The sequence below is a fragment of the Streptomyces sp. SID13666 genome, from assembly GCF_010548325.1.
GTDB classification, from domain to species: Bacteria; Actinomycetota; Actinomycetes; order Streptomycetales; family Streptomycetaceae; genus Actinacidiphila; species Actinacidiphila fildesensis.
In genome coordinates this window covers 145648-167190 of the sequence record NZ_JAAGLX010000012.1, presented here as the reverse complement: position 1 = coordinate 167190, position 21543 = coordinate 145648, and the positions used below count along the sequence as shown (strand labels likewise).

Annotated in this window: 19 protein-coding genes and 1 pseudogene; 7 read left to right on the top strand and 13 right to left on the bottom strand. The window is 73.5% G+C overall.

All coding sequences use genetic code 11. The features are described from left to right. Nucleotides 1-79: 79 nt before the first annotated feature. The 4 genes and pseudogenes from G3I60_RS18390 to G3I60_RS18375 all read right to left on the bottom strand — a co-directional run bounded on the left by G3I60_RS18390 (nucleotide 80) and on the right by G3I60_RS18375 (nucleotide 4290). Nucleotides 80-2643 (bottom strand): annotated as a pseudogene (locus tag G3I60_RS18390) (ABC transporter permease). Beyond that, entirely contained in the window at nucleotides 2640-3428 is a 789-nt protein-coding gene (locus G3I60_RS18385) for an ABC transporter ATP-binding protein (RefSeq protein ID WP_164294224.1), read from the bottom strand. Before G3I60_RS18385 ends, G3I60_RS18390 begins: the two are co-directional and overlap by 4 nt. Then, the gene (locus G3I60_RS18380; protein WP_164294225.1) at nucleotides 3425-3757 is read right to left on the bottom strand and encodes an SHOCT domain-containing protein; all 333 of its coding nucleotides are present in this window, start codon (nucleotides 3755-3757) and stop codon (nucleotides 3425-3427) included. The genes G3I60_RS18385 and G3I60_RS18380 overlap by 4 nt, the downstream gene beginning before the upstream one ends. Before the next feature lie 152 nt (nucleotides 3758-3909). After that, nucleotides 3910-4290, bottom strand: coding sequence for a PPOX class F420-dependent oxidoreductase (locus tag G3I60_RS18375; protein ID WP_138353846.1), 381 nt, complete (start codon nucleotides 4288-4290; stop codon nucleotides 3910-3912). A 59-nt stretch (nucleotides 4291-4349) separates the two neighbouring features. On the opposite strand from G3I60_RS18375, the gene G3I60_RS18370 reads away from it, so the two are divergent. Then, on the top strand, nucleotides 4350-5249 hold the full coding sequence (locus G3I60_RS18370) for a DUF2797 domain-containing protein (RefSeq protein ID WP_343241045.1): 900 nt from the start codon (nucleotides 4350-4352) through the stop codon (nucleotides 5247-5249). A 53-nt stretch (nucleotides 5250-5302) separates the two neighbouring features. Here the strand turns inward: G3I60_RS18370 and G3I60_RS18365 are convergent, their stop codons facing one another. Further along, entirely contained in the window at nucleotides 5303-6940 is a 1638-nt protein-coding gene (locus tag G3I60_RS18365; protein ID WP_164294226.1) for a DUF2142 domain-containing protein, read from the bottom strand. A gap of 434 nt (nucleotides 6941-7374) precedes the next feature. Then, complete coding sequence (locus G3I60_RS18360) at nucleotides 7375-8598, bottom strand: ROK family protein (protein WP_164294227.1); 1224 nt, start codon at nucleotides 8596-8598, stop codon at nucleotides 7375-7377. 41 nt (nucleotides 8599-8639) lie between these two features. Between G3I60_RS18360 and G3I60_RS18355 the strand changes: the two genes are divergently transcribed. Both G3I60_RS18355 and G3I60_RS18350 read left to right on the top strand, forming a co-directional pair. Beyond that, nucleotides 8640-9869, top strand: coding sequence for an MFS transporter (locus G3I60_RS18355; protein WP_164294228.1), 1230 nt, complete (start codon nucleotides 8640-8642; stop codon nucleotides 9867-9869). 161 nt (nucleotides 9870-10030) lie between these two features. After that, a complete protein-coding gene (locus G3I60_RS18350) occupies nucleotides 10031-10774 on the top strand; it encodes a maleylpyruvate isomerase family mycothiol-dependent enzyme (RefSeq protein WP_138353849.1) in 744 nt (247 codons plus the stop codon). A 27-nt stretch (nucleotides 10775-10801) separates the two neighbouring features. On the opposite strand, the gene G3I60_RS18345 is transcribed toward G3I60_RS18350, so the two are convergent. Beyond that, nucleotides 10802-12172 (bottom strand): deoxyribodipyrimidine photo-lyase, encoded by a 1371-nt coding sequence (locus G3I60_RS18345; RefSeq protein ID WP_164294229.1) that lies wholly within the window; start codon nucleotides 12170-12172, stop codon nucleotides 10802-10804. A gap of 100 nt (nucleotides 12173-12272) precedes the next feature. After that, on the bottom strand, nucleotides 12273-12668 hold the full coding sequence (locus tag G3I60_RS18340) for a MarR family winged helix-turn-helix transcriptional regulator (RefSeq protein WP_164294230.1): 396 nt from the start codon (nucleotides 12666-12668) through the stop codon (nucleotides 12273-12275). An 86-nt stretch (nucleotides 12669-12754) separates the two neighbouring features. On the opposite strand from G3I60_RS18340, the gene G3I60_RS18335 reads away from it, so the two are divergent. Both G3I60_RS18335 and G3I60_RS18330 read left to right on the top strand, forming a co-directional pair. Next, on the top strand, nucleotides 12755-14272 hold the full coding sequence (locus G3I60_RS18335; RefSeq protein ID WP_164294231.1) for an MFS transporter: 1518 nt from the start codon (nucleotides 12755-12757) through the stop codon (nucleotides 14270-14272). A 147-nt stretch (nucleotides 14273-14419) separates the two neighbouring features. Further along, the gene (locus G3I60_RS18330) at nucleotides 14420-14698 is read left to right on the top strand and encodes a DUF6332 family protein (protein WP_164294232.1); all 279 of its coding nucleotides are present in this window, start codon (nucleotides 14420-14422) and stop codon (nucleotides 14696-14698) included. Nucleotides 14699-14739: 41 nt separating this feature from the next. On the opposite strand, the gene G3I60_RS18325 is transcribed toward G3I60_RS18330, so the two are convergent. From G3I60_RS18325 to G3I60_RS18315, 3 genes are read right to left on the bottom strand one after another with little or no spacing between them, the layout of a single operon-like run. Continuing rightward, nucleotides 14740-15405 (bottom strand): response regulator transcription factor, encoded by a 666-nt coding sequence (locus G3I60_RS18325; protein ID WP_138353854.1) that lies wholly within the window; start codon nucleotides 15403-15405, stop codon nucleotides 14740-14742. After that, a complete protein-coding gene (locus tag G3I60_RS18320) occupies nucleotides 15402-16619 on the bottom strand; it encodes a sensor histidine kinase (protein WP_164294233.1) in 1218 nt (405 codons plus the stop codon). Before G3I60_RS18320 ends, G3I60_RS18325 begins: the two co-directional genes overlap by 4 nt. 58 nt (nucleotides 16620-16677) lie before the next feature. Next, entirely contained in the window at nucleotides 16678-17397 is a 720-nt protein-coding gene (locus tag G3I60_RS18315) for a TetR/AcrR family transcriptional regulator (RefSeq protein WP_164294234.1), read from the bottom strand. Between the two features lie 132 nt (nucleotides 17398-17529). On the opposite strand from G3I60_RS18315, the gene G3I60_RS18310 reads away from it, so the two are divergent. Beyond that, complete coding sequence (locus G3I60_RS18310; RefSeq protein ID WP_164294235.1) at nucleotides 17530-17985, top strand: nitroreductase family deazaflavin-dependent oxidoreductase; 456 nt, start codon at nucleotides 17530-17532, stop codon at nucleotides 17983-17985. Nucleotides 17986-18066: 81 nt separating this feature from the next. Here the strand turns inward: G3I60_RS18310 and G3I60_RS18305 are convergent, their stop codons facing one another. Both G3I60_RS18305 and G3I60_RS18300 read right to left on the bottom strand, forming a co-directional pair. After that, nucleotides 18067-18723, bottom strand: coding sequence for a DUF4230 domain-containing protein (locus G3I60_RS18305; RefSeq protein ID WP_138353858.1), 657 nt, complete (start codon nucleotides 18721-18723; stop codon nucleotides 18067-18069). A gap of 58 nt (nucleotides 18724-18781) precedes the next feature. Then, nucleotides 18782-20011, bottom strand: coding sequence for a geranylgeranyl reductase family protein (locus G3I60_RS18300; protein WP_138353859.1), 1230 nt, complete (start codon nucleotides 20009-20011; stop codon nucleotides 18782-18784). 149 nt (nucleotides 20012-20160) lie between these two features. Between G3I60_RS18300 and G3I60_RS18295 the strand changes: the two genes are divergently transcribed. Next, a complete protein-coding gene (locus G3I60_RS18295) occupies nucleotides 20161-21522 on the top strand; it encodes a dipeptidase (protein WP_164294236.1) in 1362 nt (453 codons plus the stop codon). The last annotated feature ends 21 nt before the right edge of the window (nucleotides 21523-21543 follow it).

Sequence of the window (21543 nt, the reverse complement as noted above, 5' to 3'; positions counted from 1 at the left end):
CGGGGCCGTGCCCGGGCCGGGCCCGTTCGGAGCCGACCTGTTTTCGTCGGATCCGTTCTCCCCCGGATGCCCTGACGGCTCATTCCGTGGCGATGGCCCGCAGGACGTCCAGCCGGGCCGCCCGGCGTGCCGGGCGCCATCCCGCGAGGACCCCCGCGACCAGGCCGACCAGCAGCACCACCGCGAGCTGGGCCGGCGGCACCGCGAAGGCGCTCGTCCCCGAGCTGTCGGTGGCCTTCACCAGCGCCCAGCCGAGGAAGGCGCCGAGGCCGAGACCGCCGACGGTGCCGAACGCGGCGACCAGCACCGACTCCCAGCGCACCATCGCCCGTAGCTGCGACCGGGTCTGGCCGACCGCGCGCAGCAGCCCCAGTTCCCGGGTGCGCTCGTGCACCGCCAGGGTGAGGGTGTTGGCGATGCCCAGCAGCGCGATGAGCACGGCGAGCGCCAGCAGTGCGTAGACCAGCGTCAGCATCATGTCGATGGCCGACGCGGAGGACTTGGCGTACTCGGCGCGGGTCTGCACCGTGGGACCGCCGTACTCTGCCGCCACCTTCTCGACCGCTCCCTTGCCGTCGCCCGTGGACACCCCGTCCTTGAAGGCGACCGCGACGAGGGTGTCGGAGTCCTGCACCCGGTGCGGGGCCCAGGCCTCGCGGGTGATGACGTAGTCGCCCGCCAGGTCCGCCCGCTCGTAGACCGCCGCCACGGTGAAGGGCAGCCGCTTCCCGTCGGTGAAGACCAGCGAGGCCGTACTGCCGGTCGTCCAGCCGTGCTTGTCCGCCTCGTCCCTGGCGACCGCGATGCCGTCGGCGCCGAGGCCGGTGAGCGAACCGTCGACCGTACCGAGGTCGAGGACGGTAGCGAGCGCCGCCGGATCCGTGACGGTCAGCGTGCGGCCGCCGCCGTCGACCTTCGCGACGCCCCTGCCGAGCCCGACCGCGGTCCGCACCTGTGGCAGCGCGGCCACGGCGGGGGCCAGTTTCGGGCTGAGTCCGCTGCCGCCCGCCCCGAACACCGGGGCGCTGATGGCGACATCACCCGCGAAGGACCGCGACACCGTCCGGTCCATCGTCGCCTTGAGCGAGGCGCCGAAGACCGTGAACAGGGAGACGACCGCCACCCCGATCATCAGCGCGGTCGCGGTGGCGGCCGTGCGCTTCGGGCTGCGCAGCGCGTTGCGCCGGGCCAGTCCGCCGGTCACCCCGCGCAGCCGGGCCAGCGGGGCACCCAGCAGCCGTACCGCGTACGAGGACGCGACCGGTCCGAGGACCACGAACGCGGCCAGGGTGAGCACCGAGCCGCCGCCGGTGAGCCAGACGTCGGGCGTGCCCGCCGCGCCCGTCACGGTCAGCGCGATGCCCGTCACCGCGGCGAGCGTGCCCAGCACGGCACGATTGCGCGAGGCACCGGAGGTGTCCACGGCGGTCTCCCGCAGTGCGGCCAGCGGCGCGGTGCGCCCGGCCCGTACGGCGGGCAGCAGCGCCGAGCCGGTGCACACCAGCAGCCCGACCAGGAACGGCAGGACCAGGGCGGTCACGCCGATCACCAGGTCACCGTCGGGGAACGGGAAGCCGACCACCGGGAACAGCGCCTGGAGTCCGGCCGCGACCCCGATGCCGCCGAGGAGTCCGGCGGTCGAGGCGACGACCGCGACGACCGCGGACTCGACGAGCGTCGAGCCGAGCACCTGGCGGCGGGACGCGCCCAGCGCCCGCAGCAGCGCGTTCTCCCGGGTCCGCTGCGCCACCACGATCGCGAAGGTGTTGTGGATGCTGAAGGTCGCCACCAGCAGGGCGATGCCCGCGAAGACCAGCAGCAGTGAGGTGAAGATCTTCAGGAATGTGCCGGAGATCATGGTGAGGCTCTCGTCCGTGGCCTGCTGCCCGGTGATCGCCTGAACGTCGCGGGCAGCACGGGCGCGAGCCGCTCGGCGAGCTCCCGCTGGCCGACGCCGGGTCCCGCGCGCACCTGGATGGTCGACGCCAGGCCCGGCTTCGGGGTGAGGTAGCGCTCCGCGTCGGCCCGGGTGAGGCCGGTGAACGTGGTCTGCCCCATGCCGTCCTCGCCGCCGAAGGCGGCCACGCCGACGATCGTCACCCGGACCGGATCGGGCGTGCGCAGCACCGTCGTGTCTCCGATCCGCAGCTTGCCGGACCTGGCCGCGCCGCGGTTGATCACGACCTCGCCGGGCGCCTTCGGGGCCCGGCCCCCGGTGAGGGTGTACGGGTTGAGCTGCGCGTCCTCGATCCAGTTGCCGGCGAGGGTGGGCGGGCCCTTCCCGCCGACGGCCTTGCCGTCGGCCCCGACGAGCTGGCCGGCGCCCGTGATGTTCGGGGCGGCCGCGGCCACTCCCGGCACCGCCTCGATCCGCTGGACGAGCGCGGTGTCGACGGGCTCGCGGGTGCCCTGGCCGCCGCCGGTGACGGTGATGACGTCGGAGCTGCGGACGACAGCGTCCGTACCCCGGTTGGCGTCCGTGAACAGGGTGTCGAAGCTGGCCTTGAGGGTGTCGCCCATGACCATCGTGCCGGCCAGGAACGACACCCCGAGGAAGACCGCCAGGAACGTGCCGGCGAAGCGCCGCTTGTGGGCGCGCAGCGAGGCGAGGCTGATCCGCAGTGAGGTGCGTGCGCCGCTCATGACACCGTCCCCCGGCCCGCGCCCGCGCCCGCACCGGCGAGGCCGTCGAAGGCCTTCATCCGGTCGAGCACCTTCTCGGCGGTGGGGTCCGTCATCCGGTCCACCAGCCGGCCGTCGGCGAGGAAGACGACCTCGTCGGCGTGGGCGGCGGCGACCGGGTCGTGGGTGACCATGACGACGGTGCGGCCCATCTCGTGCACCGCGCGCCCCAGCAGGTTCAGCACCTCGGCGCCCGAGCGCGAGTCGAGGTTGCCGGTCGGCTCGTCGGCGAAGACCACGTCCGGGCGGCCGGCCAGCGCGCGGGCCACCGCCACCCGCTGCTGCTGGCCGCCGGACAGTTCGCTCGGGCGGTGCAGCAGCCGGTCGCCGAGGCCGACGACGTCGATGAGCGCGTCCACCCAGCCGGTGTCCGGCCGGGTGCCCGCCAGATCGAGGGGCAGGGTGATGTTCTCGGCGACGGTCAGCGTCCCCACCAGGTTGAACGACTGGAAGACGAAGCCGATCCGCTCGCGGCGCAGCAGCGTCAGATCCCGGTCCCCGAGCGTGCCCAGGTCCGTGCTGCCGATGAACGCGGAGCCGGAACTGAGCGTGTCCAGGCCTGCGGCGCAGTGCATCAGGGTGGATTTTCCGGAGCCGGACGGTCCCATGATCGCGGTGAAGCGCGCCGCCGGGAACCCGACGGTGACGCCGTCCAGCGCGCGGACCTCGGCGTCCCCCGCGCCGTAGACCTTGAAAGCGTCCACGACGCGGGCGGCGGAGGTGCCGACAGGGGTGAGGGTGGTCATCGGGGGCCGTCCTCGGTGCCGGACTTGTCGAACGTCCCGCGCGGTCCGTGCTCTTCGTACGGTCCGTGCTGCTCGTTCAGTACGGCGAGCCGGCTGCGGTACTCGTCCTCGTCGATCTCGCCCGACGCGTAGCGGCGGCCGAGCAGCGCCACCGGCGAGTGCTCGCCGTTCACCGCCCGCCACTGCCACGGTCCGCGGCCGCAGCCCCGGCCGCGCCACACGGTGCGGCGCAGCACCAGGACGATGCCGACCACGACGAGCGCCCAGACGAGCGGGAAGAACAGGATCCACGGGCCGGGCCCGCCGTCGTTCCATGCCATGACGTTCATCTGCATCGTCTCCTCGGTGATGGTGGGATGCGATGCATCCCGACACCACCGAGCCTGGTCCGGAACGGCCGCCGGGTCGTCGTACGGCCAGCGGCACTCCGCGTACCACGTGGGGAGTACGAACGCCGGCCGCGGCTACGTCCGGCGGCCGGTCAGAAGGTGACGGCGATCCCCACGTGCGGCCGCTTGCCACGCCGGAGCAGCGCGCCGCCCACGTCCAGGACCCTGAAGCGCAGGCCGTACTTGCCGGCCATGGCCTTGCGGACCCGGTCCAGCTGCGACGCGTCCAGCAGCCGCGCGGTCCCCTCGGCGGTCGGCGCTCCGGCCGCGATCCTGCCCCGGGCGTCGCACGGGGCGACGGTCACCCGGCCACTGTTGCGAATCCGCTTGACCTTGCCGGTGTCGTCCTTGGTCCAGACGAGCAGTTCGTCCCCGTCGCGGACCGACCACACCGGGGTGGCCACCGCGTCGCCGCTGCGGCGGTAGGTGGTCAGGCTGACGTAGGGGCTGCGGGCGAGCTCGTCGGACACCATGGAACCGGAGGGTACTCCGCGGGAACGGGGACCACCACGCTCCGCCTACCATCGGGCTGGTGGAGACGTGGCGATGCACCGGACTGCGCTGGAAGGGCGGCCCGGGCTCCTGGGAGCCGTGCTGGCAGTGGTCGCACCCCCGGCACGGCGAGCGGAGCAGCCCGGTCCCAGTCGGCCGCCCGCTGGCCCTGGCCGTGGGCCCGGACGCGGTGCGGCGCTGTACCGGCGTACGGCGGCAAGGCCGTCACCTGGTGTGCCCGCGCGCCGCGGAGCTGGGCCCGACGGCCCGCCGGGACCTGTGCGACGACTGCGCGGCGCTGGACCGGCTCTCGTCCGTCGCCGCCGACACCATGGCCGACGACCCCCGGCCGTACTCGGTGTACCTGGCCTACTTCGGTCCCGGTCTGACCAAGGTCGGCATCACCGCGGCCGAGCGCGGCGAGACCCGGCTGGTGGAGCAGGCGGCGGTCTGTTTCAGCTTCCTCGGACGCGGTCCGCTGATGGCGGCCCGTCGTACGGAGGCCTCGCTCGGCGCCGCGCTGGGCATTCCCGACCGCGTGACGGCCGGTGCCAAGCGGGCGGCGCGGTGGGCGCTGCCGCCCGCCGCCGAGCGGGCCGCCGAACTCCGCGCCCTGTACGAGGCGGTGACCGGACTGCCGGACACCCTGGACCGGCTGCCCTACGCCCTGGTCGACCACGCGGCGCTGTTCGGGCTGGAGCCGGAGCCGCCGCGGCCGGCGGCCCGGATCACCGCGCTGGCGCCGGGAACCTCGGTCACCGGCACGGTGCGGGCGGCGGCCGGGAGCGATCTGTACCTCGATACGCCGGACGGCGGGCTGCTGCTCGACTCCCGGCTGGTCTCCGGCTGGCCGCTCACCACGCCCGCCCCCGGACCGCGCTCGACGGCCCCCACCGCTCCCGTGCCCCGGCCGGAGGACGTTCCGGAGCCGCTCTTCTGAACTCCTGTTCCGAACTCCCGCGATCCCGGGGCCCGTCCGCCCGTCCGTCCGGGTCAGCCGCGGCTGGGTTCCTGCTCCCGGACGGCATGGTTCTCCGCCGACGGCTCGGCGGACGCGCGCAGCGCGGTCCCGGCCGGATCCGCGGCCATCGGCCGCCCCGCCCTGATCGCCAGCAGCACCAGCAGGAAGCCCGACAGCGCCGGCAGGACGAGCGCGGCGGACCAGCCCACGACGGGCGGCGACCACTGCAGCGGGCCGCCGGAGAACTGGTTCGCCCGGCCGAACGCGTAGCGCAGCGCGGCCCAGACGAACGCGCCGCCCTGTGCCAGCGCCCAGCAGCCGATCAGCAGCAGGGGCAGCCGGGTCCGCAGCCGTTCGGGGAGGTCGCTCCAGCGCCGGCCGGCGACCACCGCCGCCAGCACCGGGATCCCGACGGCGACGGCCAGCAGATAGCGGCCCTGCCAGATGAGTCCCAGGTGGGCGGCCTGCGGGGCCATCAGCACCAGCGGGCCGAAGGCGGTGCCCGCCATCAGCGCCGTCAGGACGAGGGTCTCGCGCGCCCGTCCCGTCGCCAGGGCGAGCATCACGAGGCAGCCGGCCATCACCCACCACAGCACGTAGGTGAGTTCGGGGGCCGCGACGTTCAACGAACCGAAGATCGCCACCATTTGGTGCAGGTAGTTCGGGAGAAGGTCGAAGACCGCCTTGAGGGCGGAGGTCAGCGGTGTGTACTGCTCCAGGGTCTGGGTGGGCAGCGCGAGCGTGTCGGCCGTCATCGTCCAGGCGACAGCGGCCAGCCCCGCGGCGGCCGCCACCCCCAGGCACACCCACACCGGGCGCAGCCGCGCCAGCTGCCGCAGCCGTCCCGGGCGCGCCAGGACCAGGCCTCCGGCCAGCACCAGCGCGATCCACAGCGGGCCCAGCGCCCGCATCGAGGCGAGCAGGACGCAGGCGGCGCCGAGCCGCACCAGCCGTCGGCGCAGCAGCGGCAGACCGTCCTCGTCGGTCACCAGGCGGACGACGACCGCCCAGGCCAGGACGGCCGCCGTGACCTCAGGACCGTTGGGATTGACGACGCCGCCGAGGTAGACGGCCGTCGGAGTGGCGGCGGTCAGCACGCCGATCAGCGCGACCCGTCCGCTGTATCCCTTGGCCGCGCCCTCCAGAACCGTCACCACGGCGCTCGCCAGCAGCGCGGCGCACAGCAGCGCGCTCAGCAGCCGCATCGCGTACAGGCCCGCCTCACCGGTGAGCAGCAGACTCGGCCAGCCGACCAGCAGGTAGTAGCCGGGGCCGTAGGTGCCGGCGCTGGTGATGACCGTCGCGGTGTCGCCGGAGGGGGCGACGGTGCCCCGGCAGGAGACGGAGAGCTTGTCGTCGTTGCGGAAACACCGGTAGACGCCGTCGGTGACATCCAGGTCGCGGTATCCGGCGGGCACGCGGACCGCCGTGAATCCGACCTCGACGTCGACCCCGACGTGATGCGCTTCGATGACCCGCTGCTCGCCGCCGAACTCACCGCGGACGACGGCGGCGGCCTTGACCATGTGGGCTGCCTCGTCCGGAGGCGCGGTGATGGGTGTGGCCAGCGACCACGCGGTCATGAGCGTGACGAACGTGGCGAAGGCCAGCGTCCAGACCGTACCGGCGGCGGCCCACGCCGACACCCGCTTCCGCAGCCAACCGGCCACCGTATGGCTCCACTTCTTCCGCCGCCGACACCGCCGGCACCGCGCGGGGCGCGCCGCTGACGGGCGCACCTCGCTGACGGCCGCGCCGTCGATTGAGGCGCACCATATACGCGCGACCTGACGGCAGGGTTCCGCTCGCCCGGCACCCCGGATGCCCCCGGACGCACCCCTCGGCGTCGCCCCTCAGCAGGGGATATTCCCTGGTCACACGGGTAGTTCGGCGGCTCCGTGCGGTGCCGCGGGCGTCCACCGGGCGGCCTGGCGGGACGGTCGCGGGGCCCGACCGGACGGTGGCGCGGCGTCGGGAATTCCCCCGCCCGCCCCGCACTGTTCAGCGCCGGGTCACCGTTTCGCGGGTTGCCGCTCATCGGCGGCGGACCCGCGGTCAGCACGGGCAACCGCGCGCCGGCCCCGGGTGTCCGGCCCGCCGTGGCTCAGCCGCCGAGCGCCGTCAGCGGGTCGTCGAGCACCGGCTGCCAGGCGAGCTCCGCGGCGCCGACCAGACTGTTGTGGTCCAGGGCGCAGGCGAGCAGCGGAACGCTCCCGCTGCGCCCCCACAGGCTGCGGTCCGCGACGACCGCGCGCAGCCGCTCCGGGTCGGCGTCCAGGAGGTGGCGGTGCAGGCCACCGAGCAGGATGCGGTCGGGGTTGAGGACGTTGACGAGGCCGGCGAGCCCGAGGCCGAGCCGGTCGATGAGGGTGTGCGCGGCGGCGCGGACGGTGGGGTCCTCGTACTCGTCCCGGAGCAGGTCGCGGGCCTGTTCGAGGAGGGAGACCGCCGGTCCCGGCGGGCGTCCCGCCGCTTCGAGGAAGGCGAGCGGGTCGACCTCGACATCGAGGCAGCCGCGGCTGCCGCAGTGGCAGGGCCGGCCCGCCGGATTGACGGTCAGATGGCCGACCTCGAGGGCCAGACCCGAACTCCCGGTGTGCAGCCGCCCGCCGAGCACCAGCGCTCCGCCGACGCCGCGGTGGCCGGTGGCGACGACCAGCAGCTGGCCGGCGCCGCGCCCGGCGCCGTGCCGGTGCTCGGCGAGGGCGGCGACGTTGACGTCGTTGCCCAGGAAGGAGGCCATCGGGGCGCCGCCGGGTCCGGTGATGCCGGCCCGGGCGATCTGCTCGGCGAAGACCTGGCGCACCGGGGAACCCGCGGGCCAGGCGACGTGCAGCGGGTTCAGAGCGGTGCCCTCGGGCTCCGCGACGGCGGACGGTACGGCCAGCCCCGCGCCCAGGCAGGTGCGCCCGGAGGCCCGCAGCAGCTCCGCGCCGGCTTCGACGACCGCGCCCAGGACGTGCGCCGGATCGGCGGGCACGGTCATACAGCCGGGAGCGGTGGCGACGATCCGCCCGCCGAGCCCGACCAGTGCCGCGCGGAAGCCGTCGGAGTGCACCTGGGCGGCGAGGACCACCGGTCCCGCCGGATCGAGGTCCAGTCCGTGCGAGGGCCTGCCCTGCGCCCCGGAGGCACCGCCCGGCCGGGTGTCCACCCGGATGAACCCCAGTGCCTCCAGTTCCGCGGCGACCGCGCCCGCCGTGGCGCGGGTCACGCCGAGTTCCGAGGTGAGCAGGGCGCGGGTCGGCGCGCGGCCGGTGTGCACGAGTGCGAGCGCCGGGCCGAGTGCGCTCCGGCCTCGCTCGAGCCTTGTCCGAATCTGGGTCACGCCCCTATTCTGACTTTGTGCCGACGCTAAACAAAATAGGGATGGCCCTTACGGCCTCCCGCCGCCGCCCGACCGACCCCTCTCTCACCCGGATCCGCGTCGCCCTCACCACGTTCTTCGCCCTCGACGGCTTCATCTTCGCGGGCTGGGTGGTCCGCATTCCGGCCATCAAAGCGCAAGTGGGCGCCTCCTCCAGTGAGCTGGGCCTCGCCCTGCTCGGTGTCTCGGCGGGCGCCGTGGCCACGATGGTGCTGACCGGCGGGCTCTGCCGCCGCTTCGGCAGCCGCCGGATCACGGTCGTGACCGGCGTGCTGATGGCCCTGAGCATCGCGCTTCCCCCGCTCACCCATTCGGCGCTCGCCCTCGGCCTGGTGCTGCTGGCCTTCGGCGCCGCCTACGGCGGGATGAACGTCGCCATCAACAGCGTCGCCGTCGACCTGGTGGCGGCGCTGCGCCGTCCGGTGATGTCCGGATTCCATGCCGCGTACAGCCTTGGCGGGCTGCTCGGCGCCGCCCTCGGCGGACTGCTCGCCCCGCATCTGTCGCCCACCACCCATCTGCTGCTGCTCACCCCGGTCGGTCTGCTGGTCGCCGCCGTCGCCGGCCGGACGCTCCTCACCCAGCGGATCACCCCGCCGGCTGACGACCGGCAGGACCGCAGCGGATCCGCGGGCTTCCCCGCTGAAGGGACGGCCGGCGCCGCGCCGACCGTGCACCGGACCGGCCTGCTGGTGGCCGTGTTCGGTCTGATCGCGCTCTGCACGGCCTACGGCGAGGGCGCCCTCGCGGAGTGGGGGCCGCTGCACATCCAGGAGGACCTCGGCGGCGGCCAGGGCATCGCCGCGGCCGGATACGCGGCCGTCGCGCTCGCGATGGCGCTCGGCCGGCTGTCCGGGACGGCGCTGCTGGAACGGCTCGGCCAGACCCGGGCGCTGGTACTCGGCGGGCTGACCGCCGCCGCGGGCATGCTGCTCGGCGCGCTCGCCCCGTCCGTCTGGCTCGCGCTCGCCGGCTTCGCCGTGACCGGCCTCGGCCTGGCCAATCTGTTCCCGGTCGCCATCGCCCGCGCGGGCGAGCTCGCCGGACCCAGCGGTGTCGCGGCGGCCTCCACCCTCGGCTACGGCGGGATGCTCCTCGGCCCGCCCTCCATCGGCTTCCTGGCCGACGCCTTCGGGCTGCCGACCGCGCTGACCACGGTGGCGCTGCTGGCCGCGACCGCGTCCGCCATCGCCTACGCCGTACGGAACCTGGGCACCCGTCCGGGCCCCTGACGGCCCGGCGTCCCGGCCCGGGGCCGGACCCGGTGCCGGGTATACGATCCGCGCCGCGGTGGCACCGGTTCCGGCGCAGGTCGGCGCGGTGTCGCCGGGCACCGCGAGGCCGGTGCCGTACGGGCGTACCACGCGCCGTGACGGGATGTCACAATCCCGCCATGGAGACGGTTGAGTTCATCGAGATCCTGCGCCACAACGGAACGCTGCTCGCCGATGCCGCCGAACAGGCCGGCCTGGACGCACCGGTGCCGCCCTGCCCCGACTGGCGGGTTCGCGACCTCGTACAGCACACCGGAATCGTCCACCGCTGGGCGACCGGATTCATCGTCGAAGGCAGGAAGGAACCCGCGCCGATAGAGGGCAAGGTGCCCGACGACGGCGCGCTGCTCGACTGGTACCGCGAGGCGCACGCCGACCTCGTGGCCGCGCTCACCGCCGCCCCGGCGGATCTGCGGTGCTGGCACTTCCTCACCGCCCCCTCGTCGCTGGAGTTCTGGGCGCGGCGCCAGGCGCACGAGACGGCCGTCCACCGGGTGGACGCCGAGGCCGCGCTCGGCGTTGCCCCTTCCCCCGTGACCACGGCCTTCGCCACCGACGGCGTGGACGAACTGCTGGCCGGATTCCACACCCGCCCCCGCAGCCGGGTGCGCAGCGAACTGCCGCGCACCCTGCGCGTCCGGGCGGTGGACGCGCCCGCCGGCACGGGCGACTGGCTGGTCCAGCTCTCCCAGGAGGCCCCGCGGGTCGAGCGCGGGGCGCCGGGCGCGGCCGACTGCACCGTGAGCGGACCCGCCGCCGACCTCTACCTCGCGCTGTGGAACCGCGGACCGTACGACGGGCTCGACGTCTCCGGGGACAGGACACTCGTGGAGCTGTGGCAGCAGGCCTCCCCCATCATGTGAGGCGCTCCGGTGCGCGGGGCCGGTGGTTCAGTCGTCGAGCCCCCGGGCCCGGCGGAAGCGCGCGGCGGCGACGTCGAGGTCGACGATCGGTTCCGGGTACTCCAGGGCGGCGCGTTCGGCCGCGGGCAGCCGCCAGGGCCGGTGGACCGCACCGCCGGGGATGCCCGCCAGCTCCGGAACGTAGCGGCGTACGTAGCTGCCGTCCGGGTCGAAGCGCTGGGCCTGGGTGAGCGGGTTCAGCACACGGTTGGGGCGGGTGTCGGTGCCGGTGCCCGCCGCCCACTGCCAGTTGAGCTGGTTGTTCGCCATATCCGCGTCGACCAGCAGCTCCTGGAAGTGGCGGGCGCCGGTCCGCCAGTCGGCGTAGAGCGTCTTCGTGAGGAAGCTCGCGGCCAGCAGCCGTGCCCGGTTGTGCATCCAGCCCTCCTGCCGGAGCTGGCGCATCGCGGCGTCGACGATGGGATAGCCGGTGCGGCCCGCGCGCCAGGCATCGATCTCGTCCGCGTCGGCGCGCCAGTGGTCGCCCCGGCTCCGGTAGTCGCGGTGCGCGGCGGCGGGACGGGCGGCCAGCACCTGGTGGTGGAAGTCCCGCCAGGCCAGCTGCCGTACGAAGGCGTCCGCGCCCGCGCCGCCGCGGGCCGCCGCCCGGTGCACCAGCTCGGCGGCCGACAGACAGCCGAAGTGCAGATAGGGCGAGAGCCGCGAGGTGAGGTCCCCCGGCAGGTCGTCGTGGCCGTCGGCGTACCCCTCCAGCGGCCCGTCCAGCCAGCGGCCGAGCCTGCGGCGGGCCGCCGTCTCCCCGCCCTCGGGCAGCGTGGGAGACGGTGTACCGCCGGCCAGCGACGAGGGGGACGGCAGCGATCCGTACCGGACCCGCGCACCGGGAACCCGGCGCGGCGCGGGCAGCGGTTCGCGGACGCCCTGCTCCGCCCAGCGTCTGAAGTACGGGGTGAAGACGGCGTAGTGGTCCTTGCCCTGCGGTGTCACGGCGCCCGGGGCGACGGCGGTCACCACCGCCTCGTGCACCACCAGGAGGCGGCCGTCGAGCTCCAGGGCGCGGCACAGCCGCTCCTCGCGGCGCTGGGCGTAGCCGCTGACGCCGGCCGCGAGGTGCACCTGCTCCGCGCCGGCCTCGGCGGCCACCGCGCGGACCTGTTCGGTGACGTCGCCGGTGCGCAGGGCCAACCGGGCTCCGGTGCGGCGCAGCCGGGTGTCGAGATCGGCGAGGCAGCCGGCCAGGAAGGCGGCGCGGTTGGGGGAGGGAAAGCCGGTGTCGCGGATCGCGTGGTCCACGACGAAGAGCGGGACGACCTGGTCGGCCGAGCCCAACGCGCCGCGGAGCGAGGGGTTGTCGTGCAGCCGGAGGTCGCCGGTGAACAGCGCGATGGAGACGGACATACCGCCAACAGCTACCGACTCCGGCGGCCCGCGGCCGGGCGACACGCGGAGGGCACGGTCACGCCTACTCGAAGGAGCACGCGCTGCTCGAAGAAAGCGGTCAACCCGTGCCGAGCATGCGCTCCAGTACGGCGCGCTGCCCTGGCCGGGCCACCTCGTACCGGGTGCGCCCCAGGTCGGTGATCCCGACCCGTACGCCGCGCCGGTCCTCGTCGCAGATCCCGCGGCTCACCAGGCCGTCCTTCTCCAGCCGGGCCACCAGCCGGGACAGCGCGCTCTGGCTCAGATGGACCCGGTCGGCCAGTTCCTGGACGCGGAAGGTGCAGCCGCCGTCCGCCGGATCCCCGCCGGCGAGTACGTCGAGGACCTCGAAATCGCTGGCCCCGAGACCGTGCTGATGCAGCTCACGGTCGAGTTCGCACGCCGTACGCGCGTGGACGGCGAGGATCGCCCGCCATTCCTCCACGAGCGCCCGCTCACCTTTGTCACCGGTCATCTCTGCACGGTAGCAGAAAAACGACGCTCCATGCGCAAGCATTAAATGCACTTGCATTGGATGCATGCGCATGTAGTCTGCTCCGCATGACCTCTCCGTCCTCCACCGTCCGCGCTACCGAAGCGAGTTGGAACGCCCGCCAGTGGGGCACCCTGCTGGTGCTCTGCGCGGCGCTGTTCCTCGACGCGCTCGATGTATCGATGGTGGGCGTAGCCCTCCCCTCGATCGCCCACGACCTCGACCTCACCACCGCCTCGCTCCAGTGGATCGTCAGCGGCTACATCCTCGGCTACGGCGGTCTGCTGCTGCTCGGCGGCCGCGCCGCCGACCTGCTCGGACGCCGCCGCGTCTTCCTGATCGCGCTCGGCGTCTTCGCCGCCGCCTCGCTGCTCGCCGGCGTCGTCGACTCCGGTGAGCTGCTCATCGCCACCCGCTTCATCAAGGGTCTGAGCGCCGCGTTCACCGCACCCGCCGGACTGTCGATCATCACCACCTCGTTCGCCGAGGGCCCGGTCCGCAACCGGGCGCTCACCATCTACGCCTCCTGCGGCGCGACCGGCTTCTCGATGGGCCTGGTGCTCTCCGGGCTGCTCACCGAGGTGGGCTGGCGCTGGACCATGCTGCTGCCCGCACCGGTCGCCCTGATCGCCCTCGTCGTCGGCCTCAAGCTCATCCCCAGGAGCCCCCGCGAGAGCGGCGCGGGACGCGGCTACGACCTGCCCGGCGCGCTGACCGGTACCGCCGCGATGCTGCTGCTCGTCTACACCGTCGTCGAAGCCGGACAGACCGGCTGGGGCTCGGCCCGCACCCTGGTGTCGTTCGCCGTCGTCTCCGTACTGCTGGCCGGCTTCATCGCCATCGAACGGCGCTCCGCGCACCCGCTGATCCGGCTCGGCATCCTGCGCTCCCCCAACCAGATCCGCGCCAACCTGGGCGGCGCCACCTTCATGGGGTCGTACATCGGCTTCCAGTTCCTCGTCACCCAGTACATGCAGTCCCTGCTCGGCTGGTCGGCGCTGCACACCGCGCTCGCCTTCCTGCCGGCCGGCGCGCTGGTGGCCATCGCCTCGCCCCGGATGGGGCCGGTGGTCGACCGGTTCGGCACCCCGCGGGTGATCACGGCGGGCTTCGCCTCGCTCGTCCTCGGCTATGTGCTCTTCCTGCGGGTCGACCTGTCGCCCGACTACGCCCTCGACATCCTGCCGTCGATGCTGCTGCTCGGCACCGCCTTCACCCTCGCCTACTCGTCGCTCAACATCCAGGCCACCAACGGGGTCAGCGACCATGAGCAGGGCATGGTCTCCGGCCTGCTCAACAGCTCGTTCCAGGTGGGCGGGGCGATCTTCCTGGCCATCGTGACCGCGGTGGTGACGTCGAGCGGCACCGGGTCGCCCAGCACGCCGCAGGCGGTCCTGGACACCTACCGGCCGGGGCTCGTGGTCGTCACCCTCATCGGGGTGGCGGGGCTGCTGATCACCGTCACCGGGCTGCGCAAGCGCCGTCCGGCCCACGAGATCGTCGTCGCGACCTCCGTACCGTCGGCCTCGTCCGCCGGTGTGGTGGCGGCGGAGGCCGAGGCGCAGCCGGTGGCGGTGCGCGACTGACCGACCGGTCCGCCGTACCACCCGGGAACCGACCGTCGTCCGGTCCCGCGCCACGAGGGAGGGCGCGGGGCCGGACGTCTCCCGTAGCGCGGGGCCGGGTGCCGGACCGGCGGATTGTGCCGCCGGTCCCAGGGGAAGGGTGTTCCTATGCGTAGGACTCGTACACAGGCCGAGCGGGACGCCACCACGGTCGAGATGATGTACGCGGCGGCGGCCGGAACGGTCTTCGCCGCGATCGCCTTCGCCCTGGTGGTGAGCCCGGTGCTCGCCGGGCGAGTGCACGGGGACGCCCGGCACAGCTGGGTGACTGCGGCCGTCGCCGTGGCGGTGGTGACCTTCTGCGGCACGGTGGCCGGCGTCCTGCAGCGCCATGAGAACCGGACGCGCGAAGCGCGGGACGTACCGGGCCGCAGAGAATCCCGCTGAGCCGGATCGATTCAACCCCGGTCGGGTGCCGGCCCCATCGGTCAGCCGAGCCACCCAGGGCGTACCAGCCCGGACTCATAGGCCAGGACGACGAGTTGGGCCCGGTCGCGGGCACCGAGCTTGATCATGGCGCGGCTGACATGGGTCTTGGCGGTGAGCGGGCTGACAACGAGTCTGCGGGCGATCTCCTCGTTCGACAGGCCGATGCCCACCAGCGCCATCACCTCGCGCTCGCGGTCGGTGAGGTGCTCCAGGCCCGCGACGGTCGTCGGCTCCTTCGACCGGGCCGCGAACTCCGCGATCAGCCGGCGGGTCACCCCCGGCGAGAGGAGGGCGTCGCCCTCCACCACCGCCCGGACCGCCCGCAGCAGTTCCGCCGGCTCGGTGTCCTTGACCAGGAAGCCGGAGGCACCGGCGCGGATCGCCTCGAAGACGTACTCGTCCAGCTCGAACGTGGTCAGGATGACCACCTTGACGCCGGTCAGCGCCGGATCCGCGGTGATGTGCCGGGTGGCCGCCAGACCGTCCATACGCGGCATGCGGATGTCCATCAGGACGGCGTCCGGGGTGAGTTCGCGCACCAGCCGCAGCGCCGCCTCCCCGTCGTCGGCCTCACCGACCACCTCGATATCGCTCTGGACGTCGAGCAGCGCCCGGAAGCCGGCCCTCACCAGGACCTGGTCGTCGGCAAGCAGTACGCGGATCATCGGCCCTCTTCCTCGGTGGCGCCCGCCACGGTACCGGCCGCGCCGGACGGCAGCCGTGCCAGCACGCGGAAGCCGCCGCCGGGGCGCGGTCCTGCCTCGACCGTGCCGCCCAGCGCCGCGGCCCGTTCGCGCATACCGATCAGGCCGTTGCCGCCGCCCCCGTCGCCCTCCTGCCGCTGCGCCGAGGGTCCGTCGTCGTCCACGCTCAGCTCGACCCCCTCCGGCCCGTATCCGAGGCGGACGCGCGCGGTGCGGGAGCCGGAGTGCCGGACGATGTTGGTCAGCGCCTCCTGGATGATGCGGAACGCCGCGAGGTCCGCGCCGGGCGGCAGCGGGAAGCGCGCTCCGGCGGTGGTGATGTCCACCGTCAGACCGGCGCCGGCCGCCTGTTCGGCGAGTTCGGGCAGCCGGTCCAGGCCGGGGGCGGGCGACCGCGGCGCGTCACCCGGTGCCCGCAGGGTGCTGAGCACCTGCCGGACCTCGCCGAGTGCCTCCTTGCTGGCGGCTTTGATGGTGGTCAGCGCCGTACGGGCCTGCTCGGGGTGGTCGTCCATGAGCGCGAGGGCGACACCCGCCTGCACATTGATCACCGAGATGCTGTGCGCGAGGACGTCGTGCAGCTCCCGGGCGATCCGCAGCCGCTCCTCGTCGGCGCGCCGGTTCTCCGCCTCCTCGCGCTCGCGCCGCTCGCGCGCGATCCGCTCACGGCGGGCCCGGAACAGCTCGGCGCCGGCCAGGACCGCCAGCAGCCAGGCGGCGATGCCGGACGCGGCCATCCAGGACGAGGGGCCGTCGCCCTCCGGCGGCAGCCAGCGGTACAGCCACTGGCCGACCAGCAGCTCCCCTGCGTAGACCACCCCCGCGATGATCAGCACGGCGCGGCGGCGGCCCGCTCCGATGGCGGCGAAGAAGGCCACGACCACGCTGAGGAAGACCGGCCCGTACGGGTAGCCGAGCGCGAGATAGCCGCCGGCCACGGCGGCGGTGCCGGCGGCGACGAACACCGGCAGGCGGTGGCGCAGCGGCAGCATCGCCGGTCCTGCCAGCAGCAGTACGTAGGCCAGCGCGTCCAGGGGCACGCGGCCCGTCTGGTTGCGCGCCGCTCCGTTGGAGCCGACGAGCTGCGCGACCGCCACGGCGATCGAGGAGATCCAGGGGTAGCGGGTGGCGATGCCACGGAACCGGGGTGCCCGGGGCGACTCCTGGTCTGTCATGCCGCAACGCTAGACCGGCGGACCGGTGGCCGTCGTCCGCTGCCGGTGGTCATCGTGACTACTCCGCCGGGAGTACGGCGGCGGGCGACAGCCCGACCTGGCCGGCCAGCGCGCCCACGGCCTGGTCGAAGAACGCACCGCGGGCCGCCACCACGCGGTTGAACTGGCCGAAGAGCTCGAAGCTCAGCAGTCCGAAGAGCTGGGCCCAGCTGCCGACCAGCGCGGCGACGACCGGGATGGGGAGCTCCGGGCCCAGCTCCGCCGCCAGCCGGGCGGCGTCCGCCCTGACCGGCGCGGCCAGCGGCGATCCGGGGGGCGGGCCCAGGGTGCCGGCCGCATGCGCCTCCCGCACCACGGCGACCAGCGTGAGCGGAACGCGGGAGGCGGGGCCCACGGTGTCCATCGGCGCGATGTAGCCGGGCACCGGCGAGCCGTAGATGAGGGCGTACTCGTGCGGGCGTGCCAGGGCCCAGTCGCGCACCGAGCTGCAGACCGCCACCCAGCGCGCGTGCGGGGCGTCGCCGGCCGTGCGGGCGAGGGCGGCCTCGGCCTCCGCTCCCATGGCGTCGTACGCGTCGATGATGAGCGCGGTCAGCAGCTCGTCCCGGCTCGGGAAGTAGCGGTAGAGGGCCGAGGAGACCATGCCCAGCTCGCGCGCCACCGCACGCAGGGAGAGGCGGGACGCGCCCTCGGCGGCCAGCTGCCGTCTCGCTTCTTCCTTTATGGCGGCGGTTACTTCGATTCGGGCCCGTTCCCTGGCTCCGCGGATCACACTCATGTCGTCCAGTCTGCCATCTTCCGGAGCATCGGCCAACAATGAGAGCACCGCTCTTGTTTTTTCCGGACGACGGTGACAGGCTGAACTCAAGCGAGAGCACCGCTCTCCATTTCGCCTCAGGGAGCACCGATCATGGCCGACCGCGACCACGTCAAGAAGCCCGGCTGGTTCACCGTCAACGTCTTCAACCGCACCGTCGCGTGGCTGACCCGGCGCGGGCTGAGCATCTGGGGATCGCGGGTGCTGGCCGTGAAGGGCCGCAAGAGCGGCGAATGGCGGCGCACCCCGGTCAACCTGCTGACGGTCGGCGAGGAGCGCTACCTGGTGGCCCCGCGCGGGCACGTCCAGTGGACGCACAACATGCGGGCGGCCGGCGGCGGGCAGCTGATCCTCGGCCGGAAGACCGAGGAGTTCACCGCGACCGAGATCGCCGATGACGACAAGCCGGTGCTGCTGCGCGCCTACCTCAAGCGCTGGAAGGCCGAGGTCGGCGTGTTCTTCGGCGGCGTCGGACCCGATTCGACCGACGAGGAGCTGCGCGCGATAGCGCACAAGCACCCCGTCTTCCTGGTCACCACCTCGGGCTGACGGCGAACCGCCCGCGAACGGCCTGCGGGCGGACCGCCAGGAACAGGGGTCGACGGGCCACGGGACCACGGAGCCGTCGGACTACGGGGCGAAGGTCACCTCGACCTTGGTGAACCCGAGCGAGGTGAGCAGCCGCTGCAGCATCGACTGGGTGTTGGCCTCCGCGCGCCGGCCCAGCTCGGTCGCCTTGGCCGCGTCCTGGATCTTCTGCGCGGCCAGTTCGTTCAGCTGCTTCTCGTTCCCGGGGTTATTGCCCAGGAAGTCGCCGAGCCGGTCGAAGAAGCCCCGCTGCTGGGAGACCACATAGGAGTTCTTCGGGTCGAGGGCGGTGCGCTCCAGCTCCGCGTGGGGCAGCCGGATGGTCGCGGCGGTGCGGTCGGCGGAGACCGTGACCGCGTCCTTGCCGACCTTGCCCAGGTCCACATAGGAGTCGACGCTGCCCGCGCCGACGTACAGCGTCCGCTTGCCCTTCACGGAGTCGGGAAGGAAGGTCGCGTCCTTCTGCAGATCGACGACGACCTGGAAGTTCCCGCTCGCGCCCTGGAAGCGGCTCATGTCCTGGATCGACTTCAGCACCACGGGACCGCTGCGGTCCTTGGTCTTCTCGCCGAACGGATTGGGGATTCCGGGAAGCAGGTCTGCCTTGGCGAAGAGAAAGAAAAGCCCGGCCAGGACCACCACCGTGGCGGTCAGCCTGGCCCACCACGGCATTCGGCCCGCACTGTCGCGCAACACCATGTTGACGGCACCTCCTGGGAAGTCGCCTTCCCCTCAAGTGCCGTTCCATGGGCCGCCGTTACGAACGGTCCAGCGCCCACAGCGCCCGGCGGGCGAGCGGATGGTTACGGACCAGGTCCGCGAGGGTGCCCTTGCCGCGGGTGATCCCCGCGAAAGCGTTCCAGGCCGGCGGGAAGGTGGTGAGAACGGCGTGCAGCAGACCGGGGCGCTTCTCGAACAGGGCCAGCATCCGCCGCCCCACCCCCATCTCCACACCGAGCCCGGCCTTCACGGCGAAGGCGTAGTTCAGCGCCTGCCGGCGGGCGTCGACCGCGTCGTGCGCCTCGGAGATCCGGACCGCCCACTCCCCCGCCAGCCGTCCGGAGCGCAGCGCGAACGAGATGCCCTCACGGGTCCACGGCTCCAGCAGCCCCGCGGCGTCACCGCACACCAGGACCCGGCCACGGGACAGCGGGGAGTCGTCGGAGCGGCAGCGGGTGAGGTGCCCGGAGGAGATGCTCGGTTCGAAGCCGGCCAGCCCGAGGCGGGCGATGAAGTCCTCCAGGTAGCGCTTGGTCGCGCTGCCGTCACCGCGCGCGGAGATCACGCCGACGGTGAGCGAGTCGCCCTTGGGGAACACCCAGCCGTAACTGCCGGGGAGCGGGCCCCAGTCGATGAGGACGCGGCCGGCCCAGTCCTCGGCCACCGACACCGGTACCGGGATCTCGGCCTCCAGGCCGAGGTCGACCTGGTCCAGCTTGACCCCGACGTGAGCTCCTATCCGGCTGGCGCTGCCGTCGGCGCCGACCACGGCGCGGGCCAGGACGGTCGCCCCGTCGTTGAGCACGACGGCGACCGTCCGCCGGTCGGGCACGGCCGGGCCGTGCTGCTCCACGCGGGAAACGGTCACCCCGGTCCGCAGCACGGCCCCGGCCTCCTGCGCCGTCCGGACCAGGGCCTCGTCGAACTCGGGGCGGTTGATCAGGCCGAACAGCATGTGCCGCGAGCGCTTGGTGCGGGTCAGCTTGCCGTTGAGACTGAAGGTGACCGCGTGCACGCGGTCCCGCAGCGGAAGCTCGAAGCCGGGCGGCAGCGAGTCGCGGGAGGGGCCGATGATGCCGCCGCCGCATGTCTTGTAGCGCGGGAGTTCGGATTTCTCCAGCAGCAGCACCCTGCGGCCGGCGGCGGCCGCCGCATGGGCTGCCGAGGCACCACCGGGGCCGGCACCGACCACCACGACATCCCAGACCGTGTCGTCCGCTCCGTCGTCCGCCGAACCGCTGCCCTGCGCCGCTTGCTCGCTGCTCACGTGTGATTCCGCTCCCGCTCGACCCGCCGACTCTCGTCGCCCCTGCTCAGCCGCATCCTATGGCGAGAACCCGGCTCCGACCGCTGTGGCACCATCGGCAACGTCCACTTGTGCGCACGAACACACCATCACACCCGCAAGGAGCGCCCATGCAGGCCGTCCCGCTCTCCGAAACCGTCGCCTCCCTCATGCCGCGCGCCCGCGCGGAACTCGCCGAGCTCGTGTCGTTCGCGTCGGTCGCCGACGAACGCCAGTTCCCGAGGAGCGGCTGCGAGAAGGCCGCCGGCTGGGTCGCCGACGCACTGCGGGCCGACGGCTTCCAGGACGTGGCACTGCTGGACACCCCGGACGGCACCCAGTCGGTCTACGGATACCTCCCAGGACCGCAGGGCGCGCCGACCGTGCTGCTGTACGCGCACTACGACGTGCAGCCGCCCCTGGACGAAGCCGCCTGGATCTCGCCGCCGTTCGAGCTGACCGAGCGGGACGGCCGCTGGTACGGGCGCGGCGCCGCCGACTGCAAGGGCGGCATCCTGATGCACCTCACGGCGCTGCGCGCGCTGCGCGAGCACGGCGGGTCCCCGGTGAGCATCAAGGTCATCGTCGAGGGTTCCGAGGAGCAGGGCACCGGCGGCCTGGAACGTTACGTCGAGGCGCACCCCGAGCTGCTGACGGCCGACGCGATCGTGATCGGTGACACGGGCAACTTCCGGGTCGGGCTGCCGACGGTCACCGCGACCCTGCGCGGCATGGCGATGGTCGAGGTGAAGGTCGAGACCCTCGGCGGCAATCTGCACTCGGGCCAGTTCGGCGGTGCGGCCCCGGACGCGCTCGCCGCGCTCATCCACATGCTCGGCACCCTGCGCGACGAGAACGGCGCCACCACCGTCGACGGGCTGGCCGCGGACGGCCGGTGGGACGGGCTGCAGTACCCGGAGGACGACTTCCGCAAGGACGCCAAGGTGCTGGACGGTGTCGGCCTCGTCGGCACCGGCACGGTCTCGGACCGGGTCTGGGCCCGGCCGTCGGTGACCGTGCTGGGCATCGACTGCCCGCCGATGGTGGGCGCGACCCCGTCCGTCCAGGCGAGCGCGGGAGCGGTGGTCAGCCTCCGGGTGCCGCCGGGCATGGACGCGCAGGAGGCCGCCGACGCGCTCATCGCGCATCTGCGGGCGGCCGCCCCCTGGGGTGCCCGGGTCGAGGTCACCCAGCGCGGCAGCGGCCAGCCGTTCCGCGCCGACACCACCAGCCCGGCGTACACCGCGATGGCCGACGCCATGCGCACCGCGTACGGCCAGGAGCTGGAGATCGCCGGTCAGGGCGGGTCGATCCCGCTGTGCAACACCCTGGCCACGCTGTACCCCGAGGCGGAGATCCTGCTGATCGGCCTGAGCGAGCCGGACGCCCAGATCCACGCGGTGAACGAGAGCGTCTCCCCGCAGGAGCTGGAACGCCTGTCGCTGGCCGAGGCGCTGTTCCTGGGCCAGTACGCCGCGTCCAAGTCCGTATGAGCTGACGGGGTCCCGCCGCTG

What these genes read in the sequence shown, in the direction of transcription:
- G3I60_RS18385 (WP_164294224.1), bottom strand. Translation starts at nt 3,428, where the DNA reads ATGACCACCCTCACCCCTGTCGGCACCTCCGCCGCCCGCGTCGTGGAC.
- G3I60_RS18380 (WP_164294225.1), bottom strand. Translation starts at nt 3,757, where the DNA reads ATGAACGTCATGGCATGGAACGACGGCGGGCCCGGCCCGTGGATCCTG.
- G3I60_RS18375 (WP_138353846.1), bottom strand. Translation starts at nt 4,290, where the DNA reads ATGGTGTCCGACGAGCTCGCCCGCAGCCCCTACGTCAGCCTGACCACC.
- G3I60_RS18355 (WP_164294228.1), top strand. Translation starts at nt 8,640, where the DNA reads ATGGCCCTTACGGCCTCCCGCCGCCGCCCGACCGACCCCTCTCTCACC.
- G3I60_RS18350 (WP_138353849.1), top strand. Translation starts at nt 10,031, where the DNA reads ATGGAGACGGTTGAGTTCATCGAGATCCTGCGCCACAACGGAACGCTG.
- G3I60_RS18345 (WP_164294229.1), bottom strand. Translation starts at nt 12,172, where the DNA reads ATGTCCGTCTCCATCGCGCTGTTCACCGGCGACCTCCGGCTGCACGAC.
- G3I60_RS18340 (WP_164294230.1), bottom strand. Translation starts at nt 12,668, where the DNA reads ATGACCGGTGACAAAGGTGAGCGGGCGCTCGTGGAGGAATGGCGGGCG.
- G3I60_RS18335 (WP_164294231.1), top strand. Translation starts at nt 12,755, where the DNA reads ATGACCTCTCCGTCCTCCACCGTCCGCGCTACCGAAGCGAGTTGGAAC.
- G3I60_RS18330 (WP_164294232.1), top strand. Translation starts at nt 14,420, where the DNA reads ATGCGTAGGACTCGTACACAGGCCGAGCGGGACGCCACCACGGTCGAG.
- G3I60_RS18325 (WP_138353854.1), bottom strand. Translation starts at nt 15,405, where the DNA reads ATGATCCGCGTACTGCTTGCCGACGACCAGGTCCTGGTGAGGGCCGGC.
- G3I60_RS18320 (WP_164294233.1), bottom strand. Translation starts at nt 16,619, where the DNA reads ATGACAGACCAGGAGTCGCCCCGGGCACCCCGGTTCCGTGGCATCGCC.
- G3I60_RS18315 (WP_164294234.1), bottom strand. Translation starts at nt 17,397, where the DNA reads ATGAGTGTGATCCGCGGAGCCAGGGAACGGGCCCGAATCGAAGTAACC.
- G3I60_RS18310 (WP_164294235.1), top strand. Translation starts at nt 17,530, where the DNA reads ATGGCCGACCGCGACCACGTCAAGAAGCCCGGCTGGTTCACCGTCAAC.
- G3I60_RS18305 (WP_138353858.1), bottom strand. Translation starts at nt 18,723, where the DNA reads ATGGTGTTGCGCGACAGTGCGGGCCGAATGCCGTGGTGGGCCAGGCTG.
- G3I60_RS18295 (WP_164294236.1), top strand. Translation starts at nt 20,161, where the DNA reads ATGCAGGCCGTCCCGCTCTCCGAAACCGTCGCCTCCCTCATGCCGCGC.